The organism is Variovorax sp. EBFNA2, from assembly GCF_033802765.1.
Taxonomy (GTDB): Bacteria; Pseudomonadota; Gammaproteobacteria; order Burkholderiales; family Burkholderiaceae_C; genus Variovorax; species Variovorax paradoxus_H.
Window position 1 is genome coordinate 4,523,375 of record NZ_CP138496.1, and the last position, 15,520, is coordinate 4,538,894.

Annotated in this window: 18 protein-coding genes; 13 read left to right on the forward strand and 5 right to left on the reverse strand. The window is 67.4% G+C overall.

Features of this window, described 5'->3' with window-relative positions; all coding sequences use genetic code 11:
• Positions 1 to 225: 225 nt before the first annotated feature.
• The 4 genes from RZE79_RS21235 (at position 226) to RZE79_RS21250 (ending at position 3,102) form a co-directional block, all read left to right on the forward strand.
• A complete protein-coding gene (locus tag RZE79_RS21235; RefSeq protein ID WP_319356696.1) occupies positions 226 to 747 on the forward strand; it encodes a DUF6622 family protein in 522 nt (173 codons plus the stop codon).
• A 104-nt stretch (positions 748 to 851) separates the two neighbouring features.
• Positions 852 to 1,148: a 2TM domain-containing protein gene (locus RZE79_RS21240; protein ID WP_319356697.1), complete on the forward strand. Its 297-nt coding sequence runs from the start codon at positions 852 to 854 to the stop codon at positions 1,146 to 1,148.
• Positions 1,148 to 2,230, forward strand: coding sequence for a histidine kinase (locus tag RZE79_RS21245; RefSeq protein ID WP_319356698.1), 1,083 nt, complete (start codon positions 1,148 to 1,150; stop codon positions 2,228 to 2,230). The genes RZE79_RS21240 and RZE79_RS21245 overlap by 1 nt, the downstream gene beginning before the upstream one ends.
• A gap of 29 nt (positions 2,231 to 2,259) precedes the next feature.
• Positions 2,260 to 3,102 carry a LytTR family DNA-binding domain-containing protein gene (locus RZE79_RS21250; RefSeq protein ID WP_319356699.1) on the forward strand — a complete coding sequence of 281 codons (843 nt, stop codon included), beginning with the start codon at positions 2,260 to 2,262 and terminating at the stop codon, positions 3,100 to 3,102.
• Between the two features lie 81 nt (positions 3,103 to 3,183).
• Here RZE79_RS21250 and RZE79_RS21255 read toward each other — a convergent pair whose 3' ends face one another.
• Complete coding sequence (locus tag RZE79_RS21255) at positions 3,184 to 3,540, reverse strand: hypothetical protein (RefSeq protein WP_319356700.1); 357 nt, start codon at positions 3,538 to 3,540, stop codon at positions 3,184 to 3,186.
• A gap of 137 nt (positions 3,541 to 3,677) precedes the next feature.
• Here RZE79_RS21255 and RZE79_RS21260 point away from each other — a divergent pair, with 137 nt between their 5' ends.
• From RZE79_RS21260 to RZE79_RS21290, 7 genes are all read left to right on the forward strand, one after another.
• Positions 3,678 to 5,492, forward strand: a complete 1,815-nt coding sequence (locus RZE79_RS21260) for a glutamine--tRNA ligase/YqeY domain fusion protein (protein ID WP_319356701.1) — start codon at positions 3,678 to 3,680, stop codon at positions 5,490 to 5,492.
• 139 nt (positions 5,493 to 5,631) lie between these two features.
• Positions 5,632 to 6,597 carry a nucleotidyltransferase domain-containing protein gene (locus tag RZE79_RS21265; RefSeq protein WP_319356702.1) on the forward strand — a complete coding sequence of 322 codons (966 nt, stop codon included), beginning with the start codon at positions 5,632 to 5,634 and terminating at the stop codon, positions 6,595 to 6,597.
• Complete coding sequence (locus tag RZE79_RS21270) at positions 6,594 to 7,154, forward strand: pseudouridine synthase (protein ID WP_319356703.1); 561 nt, start codon at positions 6,594 to 6,596, stop codon at positions 7,152 to 7,154. Before RZE79_RS21265 ends, RZE79_RS21270 begins: the two co-directional genes overlap by 4 nt.
• Positions 7,155 to 7,200: 46 nt before the next feature.
• Positions 7,201 to 8,097: a peptidoglycan DD-metalloendopeptidase family protein gene (locus tag RZE79_RS21275; protein WP_373696495.1), complete on the forward strand. Its 897-nt coding sequence runs from the start codon at positions 7,201 to 7,203 to the stop codon at positions 8,095 to 8,097.
• A 36-nt stretch (positions 8,098 to 8,133) separates the two neighbouring features.
• The gene (locus tag RZE79_RS21280; RefSeq protein WP_319356705.1) at positions 8,134 to 8,424 is read left to right on the forward strand and encodes a nucleotidyltransferase domain-containing protein; all 291 of its coding nucleotides are present in this window, start codon (positions 8,134 to 8,136) and stop codon (positions 8,422 to 8,424) included.
• Positions 8,421 to 8,780, forward strand: coding sequence for a DUF86 domain-containing protein (locus RZE79_RS21285; RefSeq protein WP_319356706.1), 360 nt, complete (start codon positions 8,421 to 8,423; stop codon positions 8,778 to 8,780). The genes RZE79_RS21280 and RZE79_RS21285 overlap by 4 nt, the downstream gene beginning before the upstream one ends.
• Before the next feature lie 13 nt (positions 8,781 to 8,793).
• Positions 8,794 to 9,111, forward strand: coding sequence for a hypothetical protein (locus RZE79_RS21290; protein WP_319356707.1), 318 nt, complete (start codon positions 8,794 to 8,796; stop codon positions 9,109 to 9,111).
• Positions 9,112 to 9,128: 17 nt separating this feature from the next.
• Here RZE79_RS21290 and RZE79_RS21295 read toward each other — a convergent pair whose 3' ends face one another.
• The gene (locus RZE79_RS21295; RefSeq protein WP_319356708.1) at positions 9,129 to 10,064 is read right to left on the reverse strand and encodes a succinylglutamate desuccinylase/aspartoacylase family protein; all 936 of its coding nucleotides are present in this window, start codon (positions 10,062 to 10,064) and stop codon (positions 9,129 to 9,131) included.
• A gap of 141 nt (positions 10,065 to 10,205) precedes the next feature.
• Here RZE79_RS21295 and RZE79_RS21300 point away from each other — a divergent pair, with 141 nt between their 5' ends.
• Positions 10,206 to 11,363 (forward strand): Fic family protein, encoded by a 1,158-nt coding sequence (locus RZE79_RS21300; protein ID WP_319356709.1) that lies wholly within the window; start codon positions 10,206 to 10,208, stop codon positions 11,361 to 11,363.
• 29 nt (positions 11,364 to 11,392) lie between these two features.
• Here the strand turns inward: RZE79_RS21300 and RZE79_RS21305 are convergent, their stop codons facing one another.
• Together RZE79_RS21305 and RZE79_RS21310 are read right to left on the reverse strand one after the other, a co-directional pair.
• The gene (locus tag RZE79_RS21305) at positions 11,393 to 12,595 is read right to left on the reverse strand and encodes an ammonium transporter (protein WP_319356710.1); all 1,203 of its coding nucleotides are present in this window, start codon (positions 12,593 to 12,595) and stop codon (positions 11,393 to 11,395) included.
• 170 nt (positions 12,596 to 12,765) lie between these two features.
• Positions 12,766 to 13,710, reverse strand: coding sequence for a LytTR family DNA-binding domain-containing protein (locus RZE79_RS21310; RefSeq protein ID WP_319356711.1), 945 nt, complete (start codon positions 13,708 to 13,710; stop codon positions 12,766 to 12,768).
• A gap of 146 nt (positions 13,711 to 13,856) precedes the next feature.
• Here RZE79_RS21310 and RZE79_RS21315 point away from each other — a divergent pair, with 146 nt between their 5' ends.
• On the forward strand, positions 13,857 to 15,122 hold the full coding sequence (locus tag RZE79_RS21315) for an acyltransferase family protein (protein ID WP_319356712.1): 1,266 nt from the start codon (positions 13,857 to 13,859) through the stop codon (positions 15,120 to 15,122).
• Here RZE79_RS21315 and RZE79_RS21320 read toward each other — a convergent pair.
• On the reverse strand, positions 15,040 to 15,486 hold the full coding sequence (locus tag RZE79_RS21320; protein WP_319356713.1) for a PaaI family thioesterase: 447 nt from the start codon (positions 15,484 to 15,486) through the stop codon (positions 15,040 to 15,042). The genes RZE79_RS21315 and RZE79_RS21320 overlap by 83 nt on opposite strands.
• Positions 15,487 to 15,520 lie beyond the last annotated feature (34 nt).

A 15,520-nucleotide genomic window follows, 5' to 3' on the forward strand; every position in this document is an offset into this window, starting at 1 on the left:
CGCGAAATATCACTCCCCAAGTTTTCCGTGCCGTAAAGCGACGGTAAAGCTTCCGATGGACATCTGCCGCGCCCTTCCGCCCGCCGTTCACGCCGGCGATCGGCGCTTTACGCCGCTCATCGGCATTTCGTCGCAGGGCCGTGGCGGCAGCCGCGCGGCATCGGCACAGTCCGCTCCATCGATTCGCTGCCCTCTTTGTCTTCTTCCCACCGAACGGAGCCTTCCATGCTGATGCAGATCCTTCTTCACACACCCAAGTGGGTGTTCGCCGTGTTCGTCATGCTGGCCTGGCTCGGCGGCCGCCAACTCGTGGCCAACCGCGTGGGCCTGAACCGCGTGCTGGTGATGCCGGTCGCGATGGCCGGCCTCTCGTTCTACGGCGTGGTGTCGGTGTTCGGTGACTCGGCCGGCGCGCTGCTCGGCTGGGCCGTGGCGGCGCTGCTGCTCGTGGCGCTGGTGCTGCGCCGCCCACTGCCCGCGACCACGCGCTACGACGCGGCGGCGCGCCAGTTCCACGTGGCCGGCACCGCCATGCCGCTGATACTCATGATGGGCATCTTCTTCACCAAGTACGTGGTGGGCGTGTCGCTGGCCATGCACCCCGAGCTGCGCCACCACGCGGCCTTCGCCCTGGGCGTGCCGGCGCTGTACGGCGCCTTCAGCGGCATCTTCGCGGCCCGTGCCGCGCGCCTGTGGCGGCTGGCCGCCGCCTCGGGTGCGATGGTCAGCGGGGCGCGCGCGGCCTAAGATTCCGGTCCCGTTCCGACCCTTGCGGCCAGAACAGTCAGGACCGAGTTCCACCCCTTCCCCAAACCACCTCATCCTGACCTGTCTGTCCAAGGAGAACTCTCATGAACACATCCACCCCTTCGAACCGTGCCGACGCCGACCTCGAAAAGCGCGCCCGTCGCCGCGCCGGCGCCAAGATGGGCTGGTACATCCACGCCTTCGTCTACGTGGTCGTCAACCTGGGCCTGGTCGGGCTGGCCGCCTCGCGTGGCCACACGTGGGCCGTCTACCCGCTCATGGGCTGGGGCCTGGGGCTGCTGATCCACGGCGCAGTGGTCTGGTTCCTCGCGCCCGGCGGCGGCTTCTACGACCGGCTGGTGGCGCGCGAGCGCCGCACCCTGGGCGCCGAGGACCGTTGATGACGGCAGCGGCGGACACCGCCCGCCCGTCGCGCTTTCGCGCCGAGAACCTCCGGGACATCCTGCGGCACGGCCTGATCACGGTCGCCTTCTGCTGCGTCATCGCCGCGGCATTGACGGTCTCGGGCATGGGCAGCTGGGATTCGCAGATGGTGTATTCGCTGTCGATCGGAACCATCAGCTGGCTGGTCATCGACACCGGCCGCCTGTTCATCAGCGGCAGGAGCGACGTGCTCTGGCCGCACGGCCCCTGGGGCTTCGTGCTGGTGGCCTTCGGTGTTGTGCTGGGCTTCCTCGGCGGCGGGGCCATCGGGGACGCCTGGGTCGGCCGGCCGCTGTTCGACTTCAGCGGCTTCGCCCGGCACCGGATGGCCTCCACCATCGTCATCACGCTGGCGGCCACCATCGGCATGTGCTACCTCTTCTACAGCCTCGGACGCAGCAAGCACATGCAACGCCAGATCGACCTGGCCCAGCGCAACGCCACCGAGGCCCGCCTCAAGCTGCTCGAAACGCAACTCGAGCCGCACATGCTCTTCAACACGCTGGCCAACCTGCGCGCGCTCATCACCGTCGACCCGCCGCGCGCCGTGGCCATGCTCGACCGGCTCAACAGCTATCTGCGCATGACCCTCAACGGCTCGCGCGCGCTGTCGCATCCGCTGTCGGCCGAGTTCGACCGGCTCGGCGACTACCTCGAGCTGATGTCGGTGCGCATGGGCGAACGCCTGCGCTACACGCTCGACCTGCCCGACGACCTGCGCGATACGCCGGTGCCGCCGCTGCTGCTGCAGCCGCTGGTCGAGAACAGCATCCGCCACGGCCTCGAGCCCCAGGTCGAGGGCGGCGAGATCGCCGTGCGCGCGCGCCGTAAAGCGGGCGAACTGGTCATCGAGGTGAGCGACACCGGCGTCGGGCTCGGTGCGGCGCCACCACAACCGTCGGAAGGCGGCGGTTTCGGGCTCGAACAGGTGCGCGAGCGGCTGGCCGCCGTGTACGGTGAACAAGGTCGGCTGAGCCTGCGCCCTGGGCAAACTGGTGGCGGTACATGCGTCACCCTGAACCTTCCCCTGTCCGCCTGAACAGGCCCAACGACGAAGACAAGCAGACGATGCCCCTCACCGCCCTCATCGCCGAAGACGAACCCCTGCTGGCCCAGGCCCTGCAGGCCGAACTGGCCGCCGCCTGGCCCGAGTTGCGCGTGGTCGCCACCGCCCGCGACGGCCGCAGCGCCGTGCGCGAAGCGCTGAGGCTGCTGCCGCAGGTGCTGTTCTTCGACATCCGCATGCCCGGCCTCGACGGCCTGGGCGCCGCCGCCGAACTGGCCGACAGCTGGCCCACCGACGAGGCGCCGATGCCGCAGCTGGTGTTCGTGACCGCCTACGACGAGTACGCCGCGCGCGCCTTCGAGGCCGAGGCCATCGACTACGTGCTCAAGCCCGTGCAGCCCGAGCGCCTGCGCAAGACCGTGGCGCGGCTGCGGCAGGCATTGGCGGCGGCGGCACCGTCGATGACGCCGCCCGTCCCCGCCGACGAAGCGCTGGAGCGCACCCTTGCCCAGTGGCGCCAGGTGCTGGGCGCCGCCGGCGGTGCCCCATCGGCATCGGCATCGTCGTCATCCGTGCCGCTGCGCATGATTGCCGCCAGCGATGCCGGCGGCGCGACCGTGCGCATGGTGCCGATCGACGAGGTGCTGTATTTCGAGGCCGCCGACAAATACCTGCGTGTGCTCACCGCCACGCAGGAGTACCTGATCCGCACGCCGCTCAAGCAATTGCTGCCCCAGCTCGACCCCGACGCCTTCTGGCAGGTGCACCGGGCGGTGGTGGTGCGCAGCGCGGCCATCGAGGCGGTGCACCGCGACGAGGCCGGCAAGCTGCACCTGGCGCTGCGCGGGCGGGCCGAGAAGATCCCGGTCAGCCGGCTCTACGCGCATCTGTTCCGCGCCATGTGAAATCTGCGCGGCGAGCGCGCAGCAAAAAGCCGGCCTTTTCGGGGCCGGCTTTTTTCATTCCGTCACAAACGGCGTTGTAAATCAGCGCCAGTGGCCGTGTCCGTGGCCATGACCGCGGTGATAGCCGCGACCGTAGTAGCGCGGGCCGTAATAGGCCGGCGGTGCGTAGTAGACCGGTGCCGGACGGTAGTACACCGGCGGCGACGGACGGTAATAAACCGGGGGCGGCGGCGCGTAGTACACCGGGGCCGGCGGTGCATAGACCGGCGCCGGGTAATAGGCAGGACCGCCCACGCCGACCGCCACGCCGGGCACGCCGACGCCGATCGACCAGCTCACGTCGCCGCGGGCGCTGGCCGAGGTGGCCGCAAAGAGGGCACCGAAGGCCACCGCACCGGCAGCGGCCCATTTGAAGAAGGTAGAACGTGTGACGCTCATGATGTGGATCTCCTTGTTGAGGGGGCGTTGTGCGCCCATGTGTGTATTGAACGCCCCAATTGCAAAGCAGGTGGACGCTGCAATGTGAAGAGCGTTGCCAAAAGTAACCCCGACAGACCCCCCTCTAGAATGATGCGATGACCTCCCCGACCGACAAAAGCGGCACCAAAACGACCGCTGCACCGAGCAATTTCCTGCGCCATGTGATCGAGAACGACCTCGCACAGGGTGCCTACGCAGGCCGCACCTGGGGCGGTTCCCCGGGCGACGCCGCCCACCACGCCCAGGGCATGCCCGACCCCGCCAAGGTGCGCATGCGCTTTCCGCCCGAGCCCAACGGCTACCTGCACATCGGCCATGCCAAGAGCATCTGGCTGAATTTCCAGCTGGCCAAGGAATACGGCGGCGTGTGCCACCTGCGCTTCGACGACACCAACCCCGAGAAGGAAGAGCAGGAGTACGTCGATTCCATCCGCGACGCCGTGAAGTGGCTCGGCTACGAAACCTACCTGGCCGACCGCCCCAGCGCTCCCGGCACGCTGCAAGAGCACGAGTACTTCGCCAGCAACTACTTCGACTTCATGTATGAAGCCGCCGAGTACCTGATCGGCGCCGGCCTGGCGTATGTCGACGAGCAGACGCCCGACGAGATGCGCGCCAACCGCGGCGACTTCAACACGCCTGGCACCGACAGCCGCTTCCGCAGCCGCACACCCGAAGAAAACCTGGCGCGCTTTCGCGAGATGCGCGACGGCAAGCTCGACGACGGCGCCGCCATCCTGCGCGCGAAGATCGACATGGCGAGCCCCAACATCAACATGCGCGACCCCGCGCTGTACCGCATCCGCCGCGCCACCCACCACAACACGGGCGACAAGTGGTGCATCTACCCGATGTACACCTACGCGCACCCGATCGAAGACGCGCTGGAGCAGATCACCCACTCCATCTGCACGCTCGAATTCGAAGACCAGCGCCCCTTCTACGACTGGCTGCTCGACCGCCTCGCCGAAGGCGGCCTTGTCGCCAGCCCGCACCCGCGCCAGTACGAGTTCGCCCGCCTGAACGTCACCCACGTGATGACCAGCAAGCGCAAGCTGCGCCAGCTGGTCGAAGAAAAGCACGTCGACGGCTGGGACGACCCCCGCATGCCCACCATCGCCGGCCTGCGCCGCCGCGGCTACACGCCCGCCGCCCTGCAGCTGTTCTGCGAACGCAGCGGCACCACCAAGTCGGGCGGCTGGATCGAGTACGCCAGCCTCGAGGCCGCGCTGCGCGACACCCTCGACCCCGTCGCGCCGCGCGCCATGGCCGTGCTCGATCCGGTGAAGCTCGTCATCACCAACTGGGGCGACCTGATGGGCGGCGACGATGTGCTCGACGATTGCTCCGCCCCCGTGCACCCGCACCACCCCGAGATGGGCAAGCGCGAGTTCAAGCTCGGCCGCGACGTCTGGATCGAGCGCACCGACTACGAAGACGTGCAGCCCAAGGGCTTCTTCCGCCTGTTCCCCGGCAACAAGGTGCGCCTGAAATACGGCCACGTCATCGAATGCACCGGCGCCACGCGCGACGCCGACGGCAAGCTCCTCGAAGTGCAGGCCACGCTGGTGCCCGACACCAAGAGCGGCACGCCGGGTGCGGACGCGATCAAGGTCAAGGGCAACATCACCTGGGTGGCCGCGGCCGATGCCGTGCAGGCCGAGGTGCGGCTGTACGAACGCCTGTTCGCCGAAGCCAACCCCGGCAGCGGCGAGCTGCTGGACGAGCTGAACAAGCACAGCCTCGAGGTGTGCACGGCATTCGTCGAGCCGTCGCTGGCGAAGGCCGAAGCTGGCGTGGGCATCCAGTTCGAGCGGCATGGCTACTTCGTGCGCGACGCGAAGGCCGGGGCAGACGGCAAGCCCGTGTTCAACCGTGCGGCGGGGATGCGGGACAGCTGGGCCAAGTAAGGCCGGTTGCCGCGCTCTCCCGCAAAGCCGGGGCTGTCATGGCTCCGGCTTTTTTCATGCGCCGATCAGTCTTCATAACCTATTGATTTCAAATAGTTTTCCGTATAAATTAAAACTCTTGGTTTTTATACGGAAAATCATGGATTTCCAGGACATCGGCGACGACGCCCGGCGCCAGTACATCGATGCCAGAGCCACGTTCGAGGCACTCGAAGCGGCAGAAATGCAGGCTGCGGGCGTGCGCGGCGGCATGTACTGGAAAACGGTGAACGGCATCGAGTACCTGGTGCGCACCAGCACCCGCAACGCGCAAAAAAGCCTCGGGGCCCGGAGCCCTGAAACCGAGGCCATCCACGCAGGCTTCGTTCATCGAAAGGAAGAAGCCGAGGGACGCGTCAAGGATCTCGGCGAAGCACTCGCACGCCATCAGCGCATGAACCGGGCACTGTTCGTCGGCCGCGTGCCGACCATCGTCATCGACATCCTCGACATGCTCCAACGCGCGGACATCGCGGAGCACTTCACCGTGGTGGGCACGCACGCGCTCTACGCCTACGAGGCAGCAGCGGGCGTGCGCCTGCAGAGTGCTGCCGTGGCCACACGCGATGTCGACCTGCTCTGGGACACCCGCAAGCGCTTTCGATTGGCAACGCAGCTCAAGCGGCTCGACTCGTCCATGCTGGCCTTGCTGCGCAAGGTCGACAAGACCTTCGCGTTGATCGCCGATCAACGCTACACGGCGGTCAACAGCAAAGGCTTCGAGGTCGACATCCTGCGTCGCGAAGCGCAAGAGCAAGACCCCCACCCGGCACAGCTCAGCGACGCTGAAGACGATTTCTGGGCCGTGCAAGCCCACAACGCAGAGCAGTTGGTGAGCGCCCCGCGCTTCTCGGCCGTGGTGGTCGGCACCACCGGGCACATGGCGCGCATGAACACTGTGCATCCACTCGCCTTCGCGCGCTTCAAACGGTGGCTGGCCCAGCGGCCTGATCGCGATCCTCTCAAGTCAGGACGCGACAGCTTGCAAGCGGACACTGTGGAAGAACTGGTGCGAGACTATCTGCCGCAATTGGCCGATACGCCACGCGACGCCACCCGCCCATGAATCTGCCAACCGACTCCCGCCTCATCCGCTTCAACAAACCCTACGGTGTCCTCAGCCAGTTCACGCCCGAGGGCCGTTGGCGCGGCCTGAAGGACTTCATCGACCTCCCCGGTGTCTACGTCGCCGGACGCCTCGATGCCGACAGCGAAGGCCTGCTGTTGCTCACCGACGACGGCAAGCTCCAGGCGCGCATCGCCGATCCGCGCTTCAAGATGGAGAAGACCTACTGGGTGCAGGTGGAGGGCGTGCCGACCGACGAGGCACTCGCGGCGCTGCGCAACGGCGTGCAGCTCAACGACGGCCCCACACGTCCCGCACGGGCACGCCTGCTCGACCCGCCACCCGCCGTGTGGAACCGAGAGCCCCCCATCCGCGAGCGCAAGCTCATTCCCACCGCGTGGCTGGAGCTGGCGATCAGCGAAGGCCGCAACCGTCAGGTACGTCGCATGACGGCGGCCGTGGGGCTGCCGACGCTGCGCCTCATCCGCGCCGCCATCGGGCCCTACACGCTCGACGGACTGGGGCCCGGAACCTGGCTGGAACAGAACGGCGGCTGAGCCGCCGCACCCCCACCAACTCTTCATTCGAATCCTGTCCATGCACATGAACCTTCCTTTCCCCGACCTCCCCTCCTCTGCCGCGCTGAACCGCCGCAGCGCCGTGCTCGGCGCCCTCGGCTTGCTGGCCCTGCCGGCCGGTGCCGCGGCCCCGAACAAGAAAAACAAGCCGCAGGCGCCCGACGTCTGGCCGCATGCCTTGCTGGTGCCCGGCGGCATTGCCCGCCTGTCGCTCGGCCCCGCGGCCACGCGGCCCAAAGCCTTCACCGGTGATGTGCCGGTGCTGGTGCTCGGCGATCCGATCGAATGGACCGCGCTCGTCGGCATTCCGCTCGCCACCTCACCGGGCGAGGCCCACATCAGCGTGCGCGCCGAGGGCAAGCCCGAGCGCCAGATCGCCTACACCGTCGCCCCGAAGCAGTACCGCGAACAACGCCTGACGGTGGCGCCGCGCACGGTCGATCTGTCGCCCGAAGACGAGGCGCGCTACACCAAGGAACGCGACCACCTGGCCGGCGTGATGGCCACCCTCACCGGCCTGCGCCCCGACGCCGCGCTGCAGATGCGCGTGCCCGTGCCGGGTCGCCGCTCCAGCTCCTTCGGCCTGCGCCGCGTGTTCAACGGCCAGTCGCGCAATCCGCACAGCGGCATGGACATCGCGGCCGGCACCGGCACGCCCGTGCGCGCGCCGCTGGCCGGCAAGGTGATCGACACCGGCGACTACTTCTTCAACGGCGGCACCGTCTGGCTCGACCACGGCGGCGGCCTGCTGACGATGTACTGCCACCTGAGCCGATGGGACGTGAAGGTCGGCGACGTGCTCAAGGTTGGCGAGCCGCTGGCCGCCGTGGGCGCGACGGGGCGGGTGACAGGGCCGCACCTGCATTGGGGGGTGATGCTGAACCGGACGATGGTGGATCCGGCGTTGTTCGTTGCGGGTTGAGGCCGCAGAAGAATCGCCGGCACTACACTGCGCAAGATGCGTCCCTCCGAAGCTCTGTCCCGCCATCGCGACCGCATTCGCGAGATTGCGCTGAGCCACCATGTCAGCGACGTCCGGGTCTTCGGATCGGCGCTGCGAGGTGACGATGGGCTCGACAGCGACCTCGATCTGCTGGTGGAGCCCACGGCGCAGACCACGCTCATGGACATCGGGGCCATTCGCCACGAACTGAAGTGTCTGCTGGGCATGGAAGTGGATGTGCTCACGCCCAACGGCTTGCCGCCGAAATTTCGTGACCAAGTGCTGCGCGAGGCTGTCCCCCTATGAGTCGGGGCGATCCGCTGCGGGTGCCGGACTACCTGGGCCACATCCTGCAAGCCATCGACAACGTTCAGGACTACACGCACGGCGCCACACTCGATGGCTACCTTGCGGATCGCCGGACGCAGGATGCCGTGGTGCGGAACCTGGAAGTCATCGGTGCTGCGTGCAACAACGTCGTCAAGCACCATGCAGACTTCGCCTCTGTGCATTCAGACATACCGTGGCGCTTCGCCTACGAGATGCGCAATGCGCTCGCGCACGGCTACTTCACGGTCGATCACGCCATCGTCTGGCAAACCATCCTGCGCGATCTGCCGCCTCTGCGGGAACAGATCGAAAAGCTCCTGAAGTCTTCATAGCGCCGGGGCTCCAGTGCTGCTCTTCACCGAAGCCTGCCTCGACACCTCCTTCGCGCGCACCACCGAACACCGCGAAGCCCTCGCCCTCCTCAACACCCGCCTGCACCCCGCCCTGCAGCGCATCGTCGCCGCCGAAGTCGCCGCAGGCAACCGCGTCGTCGACGTCGGCATCGACTGGCCCGACGTGGGCTCGGTGCACGTCACGCTGCACACGCACTTCACCGGTCGACACGCCGGCAAGGAAGCCGCGTTCAGCCTCTGCGACGACCCGCACTACTGGCACGCCGACTACAGCACCGCGGAAAAACCGCGGCACCTGCTGATCTGCTGAACTGAAGAACGCCGCCTTCAGAGCGGCTTCGTCAGATACACCGCCTCGCGCCCGACGATCGTGCGCTGCGCGGGCATGAAGATCGTGCAGTCGTCGCACGGCGCGCGGATTTCGTCCGGGCCGTTGGTGGCGATCAGCTCGCCCTTGGCAAAGGTCTCGAAGCCGATCAGCGGACGCACGAAGGCGAAGTCTTCCGACTTGATGACGTGCGTCTGCAGCAGCTCGAAGCGGCGCTGCTCGCCAGGAGCGGGCACGCCCGGGTCCTTGTCGATGAGGCCGAAGTGCGCCAGAAAGTCGAGCGAGATGGCGGTGGCCAGCTCGGAGGCCGAGCGCAGGAAATGCTGGCCGCACTCGGCCACCAGCGCCACGCCCTTGCCGTCGGCCTTGCCATGCTGGCCGTGCTGGATCAGCGGCGTGCCCGAGCCCAGGCCGTCGGGCATCACCAGGTGCACCGATGGGCGGCCGATGGCCATGGCGGCCTCGGCGTTGCGGTCGAAGGCCGGGTACACCCAGAACGGGATCACGGGCTGGCTCGTGGAATGAATGTCGAGGATGTGGTCGGCCGCGCTCACCACCGGGCGCAGCACGCGGGCGCGGCTCAGCTCGGGGCTGTCTTCGCTGCCGTCGAGCCATTCGGGCGACCACACGCGGTTGAGGTTGTGCACCAGCTGGCGGCTGTCGAAGGGCAGCGCCTCGTTGAAGGACTCGTACGCCGCCACGTTGGCAAAGCTGATGGTGAGCGTGCCGATCTTCGGGCGCACGCCGGTGTCGAGCAGGTGCGTGGCGGCGGTCATGCCGCAGATCTCGTTGCCGTGCGTCAGCGCGTTGATCAGCACGTGCGGGCCGGGCTTGCCGGACTCGAAGCGGTGCACGTAGTCGATGCCGACGTTGCCCTCGCGGTACGCGGACAGGTCGCGGGGGAGGACTTCGAGGGCGGGGGGCGATTGGGTCATGGGGGATGGTGTCGAATGAAGCGGCCGGACGAGTTTGCTACAGGTCACAGATTTGTGCCTTTCTTCCCAAAAACAGCGCCTTGAGCCGCAAATTCACATTTACGAATCATTTTTTGAGCCGATTTATCTAAAATGCGGCTCATGGCCACCTTTGCCCCGCTCTACATCTGGCAGCAGCCCGACTGGCCGCAGCTTCGATTCGACCTGTCCGAAGCCAGCCCGGCCCTGCTCCGCGCGCGTGAACTCCGAGGGGAAGTGAACGGCATGGCGCGAGCCATCGGCCTGGAAGGGCTGGTCGGCGTCGAGCAGGAACTGTGGACGCAGGAAGCCGTGGCCACCGCCGCCATCGAAGGCGAGCGGCTGGACCTCGCCGCGGTGCGTTCCTCGGTCATGCGGCGCCTCGGCACCGACGATGCAGGCCCGACCGACCGGCACATCGACGGGTTGGTCGAAGTCATCCATGACGCCACGACGCACTTCGATGCACCGCTCGACACAGACCGGCTGTGCCGCTGGCAATCAGCGCTCTTTCCGGGTGGCACGACCGGCATCCGGCGCATCGCGGTCGGCCGTTACCGGGATCACGCCGATGCCATGCAGATCGTGAGCGGCCTGCCCGGCAAGGAGGTGGTGCACTACACGGCGCCTCCTTCTTCCACCGTCCCGCGAGAAATGGACGCCTTCCTCGCATGGTTTGCACAGACACGGCACGCGGGCATGGACGGCATTGCGCGCGCCGCCATCGCGCACCTGTGGTTCGAAACCATCCACCCGTTCGAAGATGGCAACGGTCGCGTCGGCCGCGCTGTAGCCGACATGGCGTTGGCGCAGGACACGGGCGCTTCCACGCGGCTCTTCAGCCTGTCGAGGCAACTGCTCAAAGACCGCAAGGGCTACTACGACGCGTTGGCTGTGGGCCAGTCGGGCAACGCAGACGTGACGCCCTTCGTGCAGTGGTTCGCGCAAGCGTTCGGCGAGGCCTGCGTTGCGTCGAGCCAGGTGATCCAGTCGTCACTCGAGCGCTCCCGCTTCTGGGCACGGCATGCACAGCACCCGCTCAACGAGCGGCAACGGGCCTTGCTGCGCCGGCTGCTCGAGGCCGGCGACGGCGGCTTTCTCGGCGGCCTCAATGTGGAGAAGTATCTGAAGATGGTGCGGGTGTCGAAAGCGACAGCCACGCGCGATCTCTCGGAGCTCGTGCACAACGGCATGCTGTACACCGTGGGCCAGGGCAAGGCCGTGCGCTACTACATTGCCATGCCCGGGTGGACGCACGGTGTTGCGGTCGAAGCCAGCTGAATCCGCTGCGCCCACGTCAACTCATCAATTCACCAATTCACCTCCCGCTCCGGCGTCGCAGAAATGTGGTGAATCGACAGATCCGCCCCGTCGTATTCCTCTTCCTGCGACAGCCGCAGCCCCATCGTCACCTTGAGCACGCCGTACACCAACGCGCCGCCGATCAGGGCCCAGACCACGCCAAGCAAAGTGCCGATGAGCTGCGCCCACAGGTTCACGCCGCCGATGCCGCCGAGCGCCTGCGTGCCGAAGATGCCGGCTGCGATGCCGCCCCAGGTGCCGCACAGGCCGTGCAGCGGCCACACGCCGAGCACGTCGTCGATCTTCCATTTGTTCTGGGTGCGCGTGAACATGAAGACGAAGATGGCGCCGGCCACGCCGCCCGCCACGAGCGCGCCCAGCGGGTGCATGAGGTCGGAGCCGGCGCACACGGCCACGAGGCCGGCGAGTGGGCCGTTGTAGACGAAGCCGGGGTCGTTCTTGCCCATGGCCAGTGCCACCAGCGTGCCGCCGACCATGGCCATCAGCGAGTTGACGGCGACGAGGCCCGAGATCTTGTCGATGCTCTGTGCGCTCATCACGTTGAAGCCGAACCAGCCCACGCACAGCACCCACGCGCCCAGCGCCAGGAACGGAATGTTCGACGGCGGGTGCGCGCTCAGCGAGCCGTCGCCGCGGTAGCGGTTGCGGCGCGCGCCCAGCAGCAGCACGGCCGGCAGCGCGAGCCAGCCGCCCACGGCGTGCACGACGACCGAGCCGGCGAAGTCATGGAATTCATGGCCCGTGACGGAGGCGATCCAGGCCTGGATGCCGAAGGCCTTGTTCCAGGCGATGCCCTCATACAGCGGATAGACGAAACCGACGATGACCGCGGTGGCGATCAGCTGGGGCCAGAACTTGGCGCGCTCGGCGATGCCGCCCGAGATGATGGCCGGAATGGCCGCTGCGAAGGTCAGCAGAAAGAAGAACTTCACCAGTTCGTAGCCGCTTCTTGCCGACAGTTCGGTAGCGCTGACGAAGAAATGCGTGCCGTAGGCCACACCGTAGCCCACCAGGAAGTACACGATGGTCGACACCGAGAAGTCGACCAGGATCTTGACCAGCGCATTGACCTGGTTCTTCTTGCGCACGGTGCCCAGTTCCAGAAAGGCAAAGCCGGCATGCATGGCCAGGACCATGATGGCGCCGAGAAGGATGAACAGCGCATCAGCGCCCTGTTTGAGTGCGTCCATGAGAGCTTCTTGCAGGTTTTTGGTTTGATTTGGTGCGTCGCACCCGAACGGCTCGGGGCGCCGGCGCAAGAAAGCAAAAATGGTGCCTGCAGGCTCTTGGATGGTGCGAAACGACCCAAGAACGGGCTGATTCCGCGGAGCGCGCACCGGATCGGAACGCGCCGAAACGCTCAGCCCGCGCCGCCGCGCAGCGCGTCGCGGTAGCGCCGGCTGCAGGGCACGGTCGTGCCGTCGTGCATGTGGAGCCGGGCGTCCCCGCCGTCGAGCGGCTCGATCTCCTTGATGCGGCCCAGGTTCACCGCGTGGCTGCGGTGCACGCGCACGAAGGTGGCGGGGTCGAGCTGGGTCAAAAAGTCGGTGAGCGTGGCGCGCAGCAGGTAGTCGTGGCCGTTGACGTGCAGGCCGACGTAGTTGCCCTCGGCCTGCAGCCAGTCGATGTCGGTGGCGGCGATGAGGAATTCGCGGCGCAGCTTGCGCACGAGAAAGCGTTCGGGGCGGGCCAGCGGCGGCGACGCTACCGGTAGGGGCACTTCCTGCACAGAGGGTTCGACTCCCTCCCTCTTCCCCAAAGCCTCGGGCATCGGCGCCGCACCCTCCTCCGGCGGATCGAGCACCCGCGCCTCGCCCTGCAGCCGCAGCATGAACAGGCGGTAGGCCCAGACGCCGAAAACCATCGTGACGTAAACGCGCACGTCCTTCAGGTACTCGTAGCCCCATCGCCCCATGGCGCCGACGAAGTCGTAGGGCTCGCCGGCGGCGGCATACACCGCGGCGCGCAGCCCGAACATCGCCGTCACATGGGCCAGGCTCAGGAGCACGCTGGCCACCAGATGCCCGGCGAGAAAGCGCACCCAGTGGTCGCGCGCCAGCGGCGACAGCCGGCGCTCCACGGCCACGAGCACCGGCACCAGGGCCAGCAGCGCGATGTGGCTCGACACCTCCCAGGTCACGACCTCCCAGTTCGCGCGCGGCACGGCGCGGCTGCGGGCGTCGATGAGCGCGACCACAGTGCTGATCACGGCCTGCACCGTCATCAGCACGATCCAGAAGCCGACTTCGACATACCGCCGGATCGGTTCGTAGCGCTCGTAGAGGTTCTTGCGCGGCTCGCTCATGCGGGGATTCTCGCGAACCGGGGCCAGATTTCGTCCCTGGAAGGCCACCGCTCGTCACAAATCCGGGGCGATCCGTCCCGGAGAGGGGCCATCGGGCGGGTGCGGGGACCACGATGAGCGCCGTTTCTTCATTCCGGGAGCCCGCCATGCCCTCCGATTCCGATTCCGTTTCCATGTCGACGCCCCAGCGCCGCCACGACATCGACGCCCTGCGCGCCCTCGCCTTCCTGCTCGTCATCCTCTATCACGTGGGCATGTACTACGTGGCCGACTGGCCCTGGCACCTGAAGAGCCCGCACGCGGCCGAGTGGCTGCCGTGGCCGATGCGGGTGCTGAACCTGTGGCGCATGGACCTGGTGTTTCTCATCTCGGGCGTGTCGCTCGGCTTCCTGAGCCGGGGCCAGGGCACGTGGGGCTTGCTGCGCAGCCGCGGGCTGCGGTTGATGCTGCCGCTGGCCTTCGGCATGGCGGTGGTCGTGCCTTACCAGGCCTATGCCGAGGGCGTGGCGCGCGGGCTGGTGGCGCCGGGCTTCGGCACCTTCCTGCTGCGCTATCTGTCGATGGGCGCGCCGTGGCCCAAGGGCGCCTTCACGGGCGCGGAATTCGGCATCACCTGGAACCACCTCTGGTACCTGCCCTACCTGTTTCTGTACACGGCGCTGGTCGCGTTGACGCTGCCGCTGTGGCGCTCGGCCGCTGGGCAGTGGGTGCGCCGGCGCTTCAACGGGCTGCGCGGCTGGCAGCTGCTGGTGCTGCCGGCGCTGCCGCTCGTGGTGTGGACGGTGCTGCTGGCGCGGCATTTCCCGGCCACGCACAACCTGGTGTGGGACTTCCACCTGCACAGCATCTACTTCACCGTGTTCCTTTACGGCTACTGGATGGGCGTGGACACGGGCATCGGGCGCGAGCTCGAACGGCTGCGCCGCGTGTCGCTGCTGCTGGCGGTGGCGGCGATCGGCGCATTCATCGCGCTGCGCATCGGGGCCGTCGCTCCGCCCAAGGGACTGCTGATGGACGTGCTGCGCAACGCCTACCTGTGGCTCGCGGTCGCCACCATCCTCGGCCACGGCCACCGCTACCTGAACCGCCCCTGGCCCTGGCTGCGCTGGGCCAACGAATCGGTCTACCCCTGGTACATGCTGCACCAGACGCTGATCGTCGCGGGCGTGGCGCTGCTGGCACCGCTTGCACTGGGCCCGGTGTGGGAGCCGGTGGCACTGGTCGCCGTGACGATCGCCGGCTGCTGGCTGCTGACCGACGGACTGATCCGCCGCGTCGGCTGGTTGCGCCCGCTGTTCGGGCTCAGGCGCAAGCCCGAGCCTGCGGTGGTCACGCCGCCTGCTTCGGCTTCGGCGTCGTCGACGCCTCGTCCACCGGCACCAGAATGGCGCTCGCCGTCGCCACGAGCTTGAGCTTGTCTTCGCCTTGGCCTTCAGGCTGCGCGAACAGTTCGGCGCCGACGAACACCTGCTTGCGCCCCGCCTTCACCACGCGCCCGCGCGCCACGAAGGCTTCGCCGATCGCGGGCGAAATGCAGTTGATCGAGAAGTGCGAGGCCAGCACTCGGCCGGCCACGGTGGCGGCCGCAAAGCCGCTCACGGTGTCGAGCAGCGCGGCGATCATGCCCGCGTGCAGGAAGCCGGTGTACTGGCCCATGTCTTCCTCGCGCCATTGCATGCGCAATTCAGCTTGCCCATCGGCGGCCTGTGTGACGTCGAAGCCGGCCCAGCGGTTGAAGGCTGCGGAACGGTTGATGGCCTGGATCGTGTCGAGCATGGTGGGTGTCCTCTCAAGATGAACGTGGATGGAA

Bases quoted from the DNA above. Each gene is read 5' to 3' on its own strand.
- RZE79_RS21275 (WP_373696495.1), top strand. From the start codon at position 7,201: ATGAACCTTCCTTTCCCCGACCTCCCCTCCTCTGCCGCGCTGAACCGC.
- RZE79_RS21260 (WP_319356701.1), top strand. From the start codon at position 3,678: ATGACCTCCCCGACCGACAAAAGCGGCACCAAAACGACCGCTGCACCG.
- RZE79_RS21280 (WP_319356705.1), top strand. From the start codon at position 8,134: ATGCGTCCCTCCGAAGCTCTGTCCCGCCATCGCGACCGCATTCGCGAG.
- RZE79_RS21320 (WP_319356713.1), bottom strand. From the start codon at position 15,486: ATGCTCGACACGATCCAGGCCATCAACCGTTCCGCAGCCTTCAACCGC.
- RZE79_RS21245 (WP_319356698.1), top strand. From the start codon at position 1,148: ATGACGGCAGCGGCGGACACCGCCCGCCCGTCGCGCTTTCGCGCCGAG.
- RZE79_RS21250 (WP_319356699.1), top strand. From the start codon at position 2,260: ATGCCCCTCACCGCCCTCATCGCCGAAGACGAACCCCTGCTGGCCCAG.
- RZE79_RS21315 (WP_319356712.1), top strand. From the start codon at position 13,857: ATGCCCTCCGATTCCGATTCCGTTTCCATGTCGACGCCCCAGCGCCGC.
- RZE79_RS21305 (WP_319356710.1), bottom strand. From the start codon at position 12,595: ATGGACGCACTCAAACAGGGCGCTGATGCGCTGTTCATCCTTCTCGGC.
- RZE79_RS21240 (WP_319356697.1), top strand. From the start codon at position 852: ATGAACACATCCACCCCTTCGAACCGTGCCGACGCCGACCTCGAAAAG.
- RZE79_RS21265 (WP_319356702.1), top strand. From the start codon at position 5,632: ATGGATTTCCAGGACATCGGCGACGACGCCCGGCGCCAGTACATCGAT.
- RZE79_RS21255 (WP_319356700.1), bottom strand. From the start codon at position 3,540: ATGAGCGTCACACGTTCTACCTTCTTCAAATGGGCCGCTGCCGGTGCG.
- RZE79_RS21295 (WP_319356708.1), bottom strand. From the start codon at position 10,064: ATGACCCAATCGCCCCCCGCCCTCGAAGTCCTCCCCCGCGACCTGTCC.
- RZE79_RS21235 (WP_319356696.1), top strand. From the start codon at position 226: ATGCTGATGCAGATCCTTCTTCACACACCCAAGTGGGTGTTCGCCGTG.
- RZE79_RS21285 (WP_319356706.1), top strand. From the start codon at position 8,421: ATGAGTCGGGGCGATCCGCTGCGGGTGCCGGACTACCTGGGCCACATC.
- RZE79_RS21270 (WP_319356703.1), top strand. From the start codon at position 6,594: ATGAATCTGCCAACCGACTCCCGCCTCATCCGCTTCAACAAACCCTAC.
- RZE79_RS21300 (WP_319356709.1), top strand. From the start codon at position 10,206: ATGGCCACCTTTGCCCCGCTCTACATCTGGCAGCAGCCCGACTGGCCG.
- RZE79_RS21310 (WP_319356711.1), bottom strand. From the start codon at position 13,710: ATGAGCGAGCCGCGCAAGAACCTCTACGAGCGCTACGAACCGATCCGG.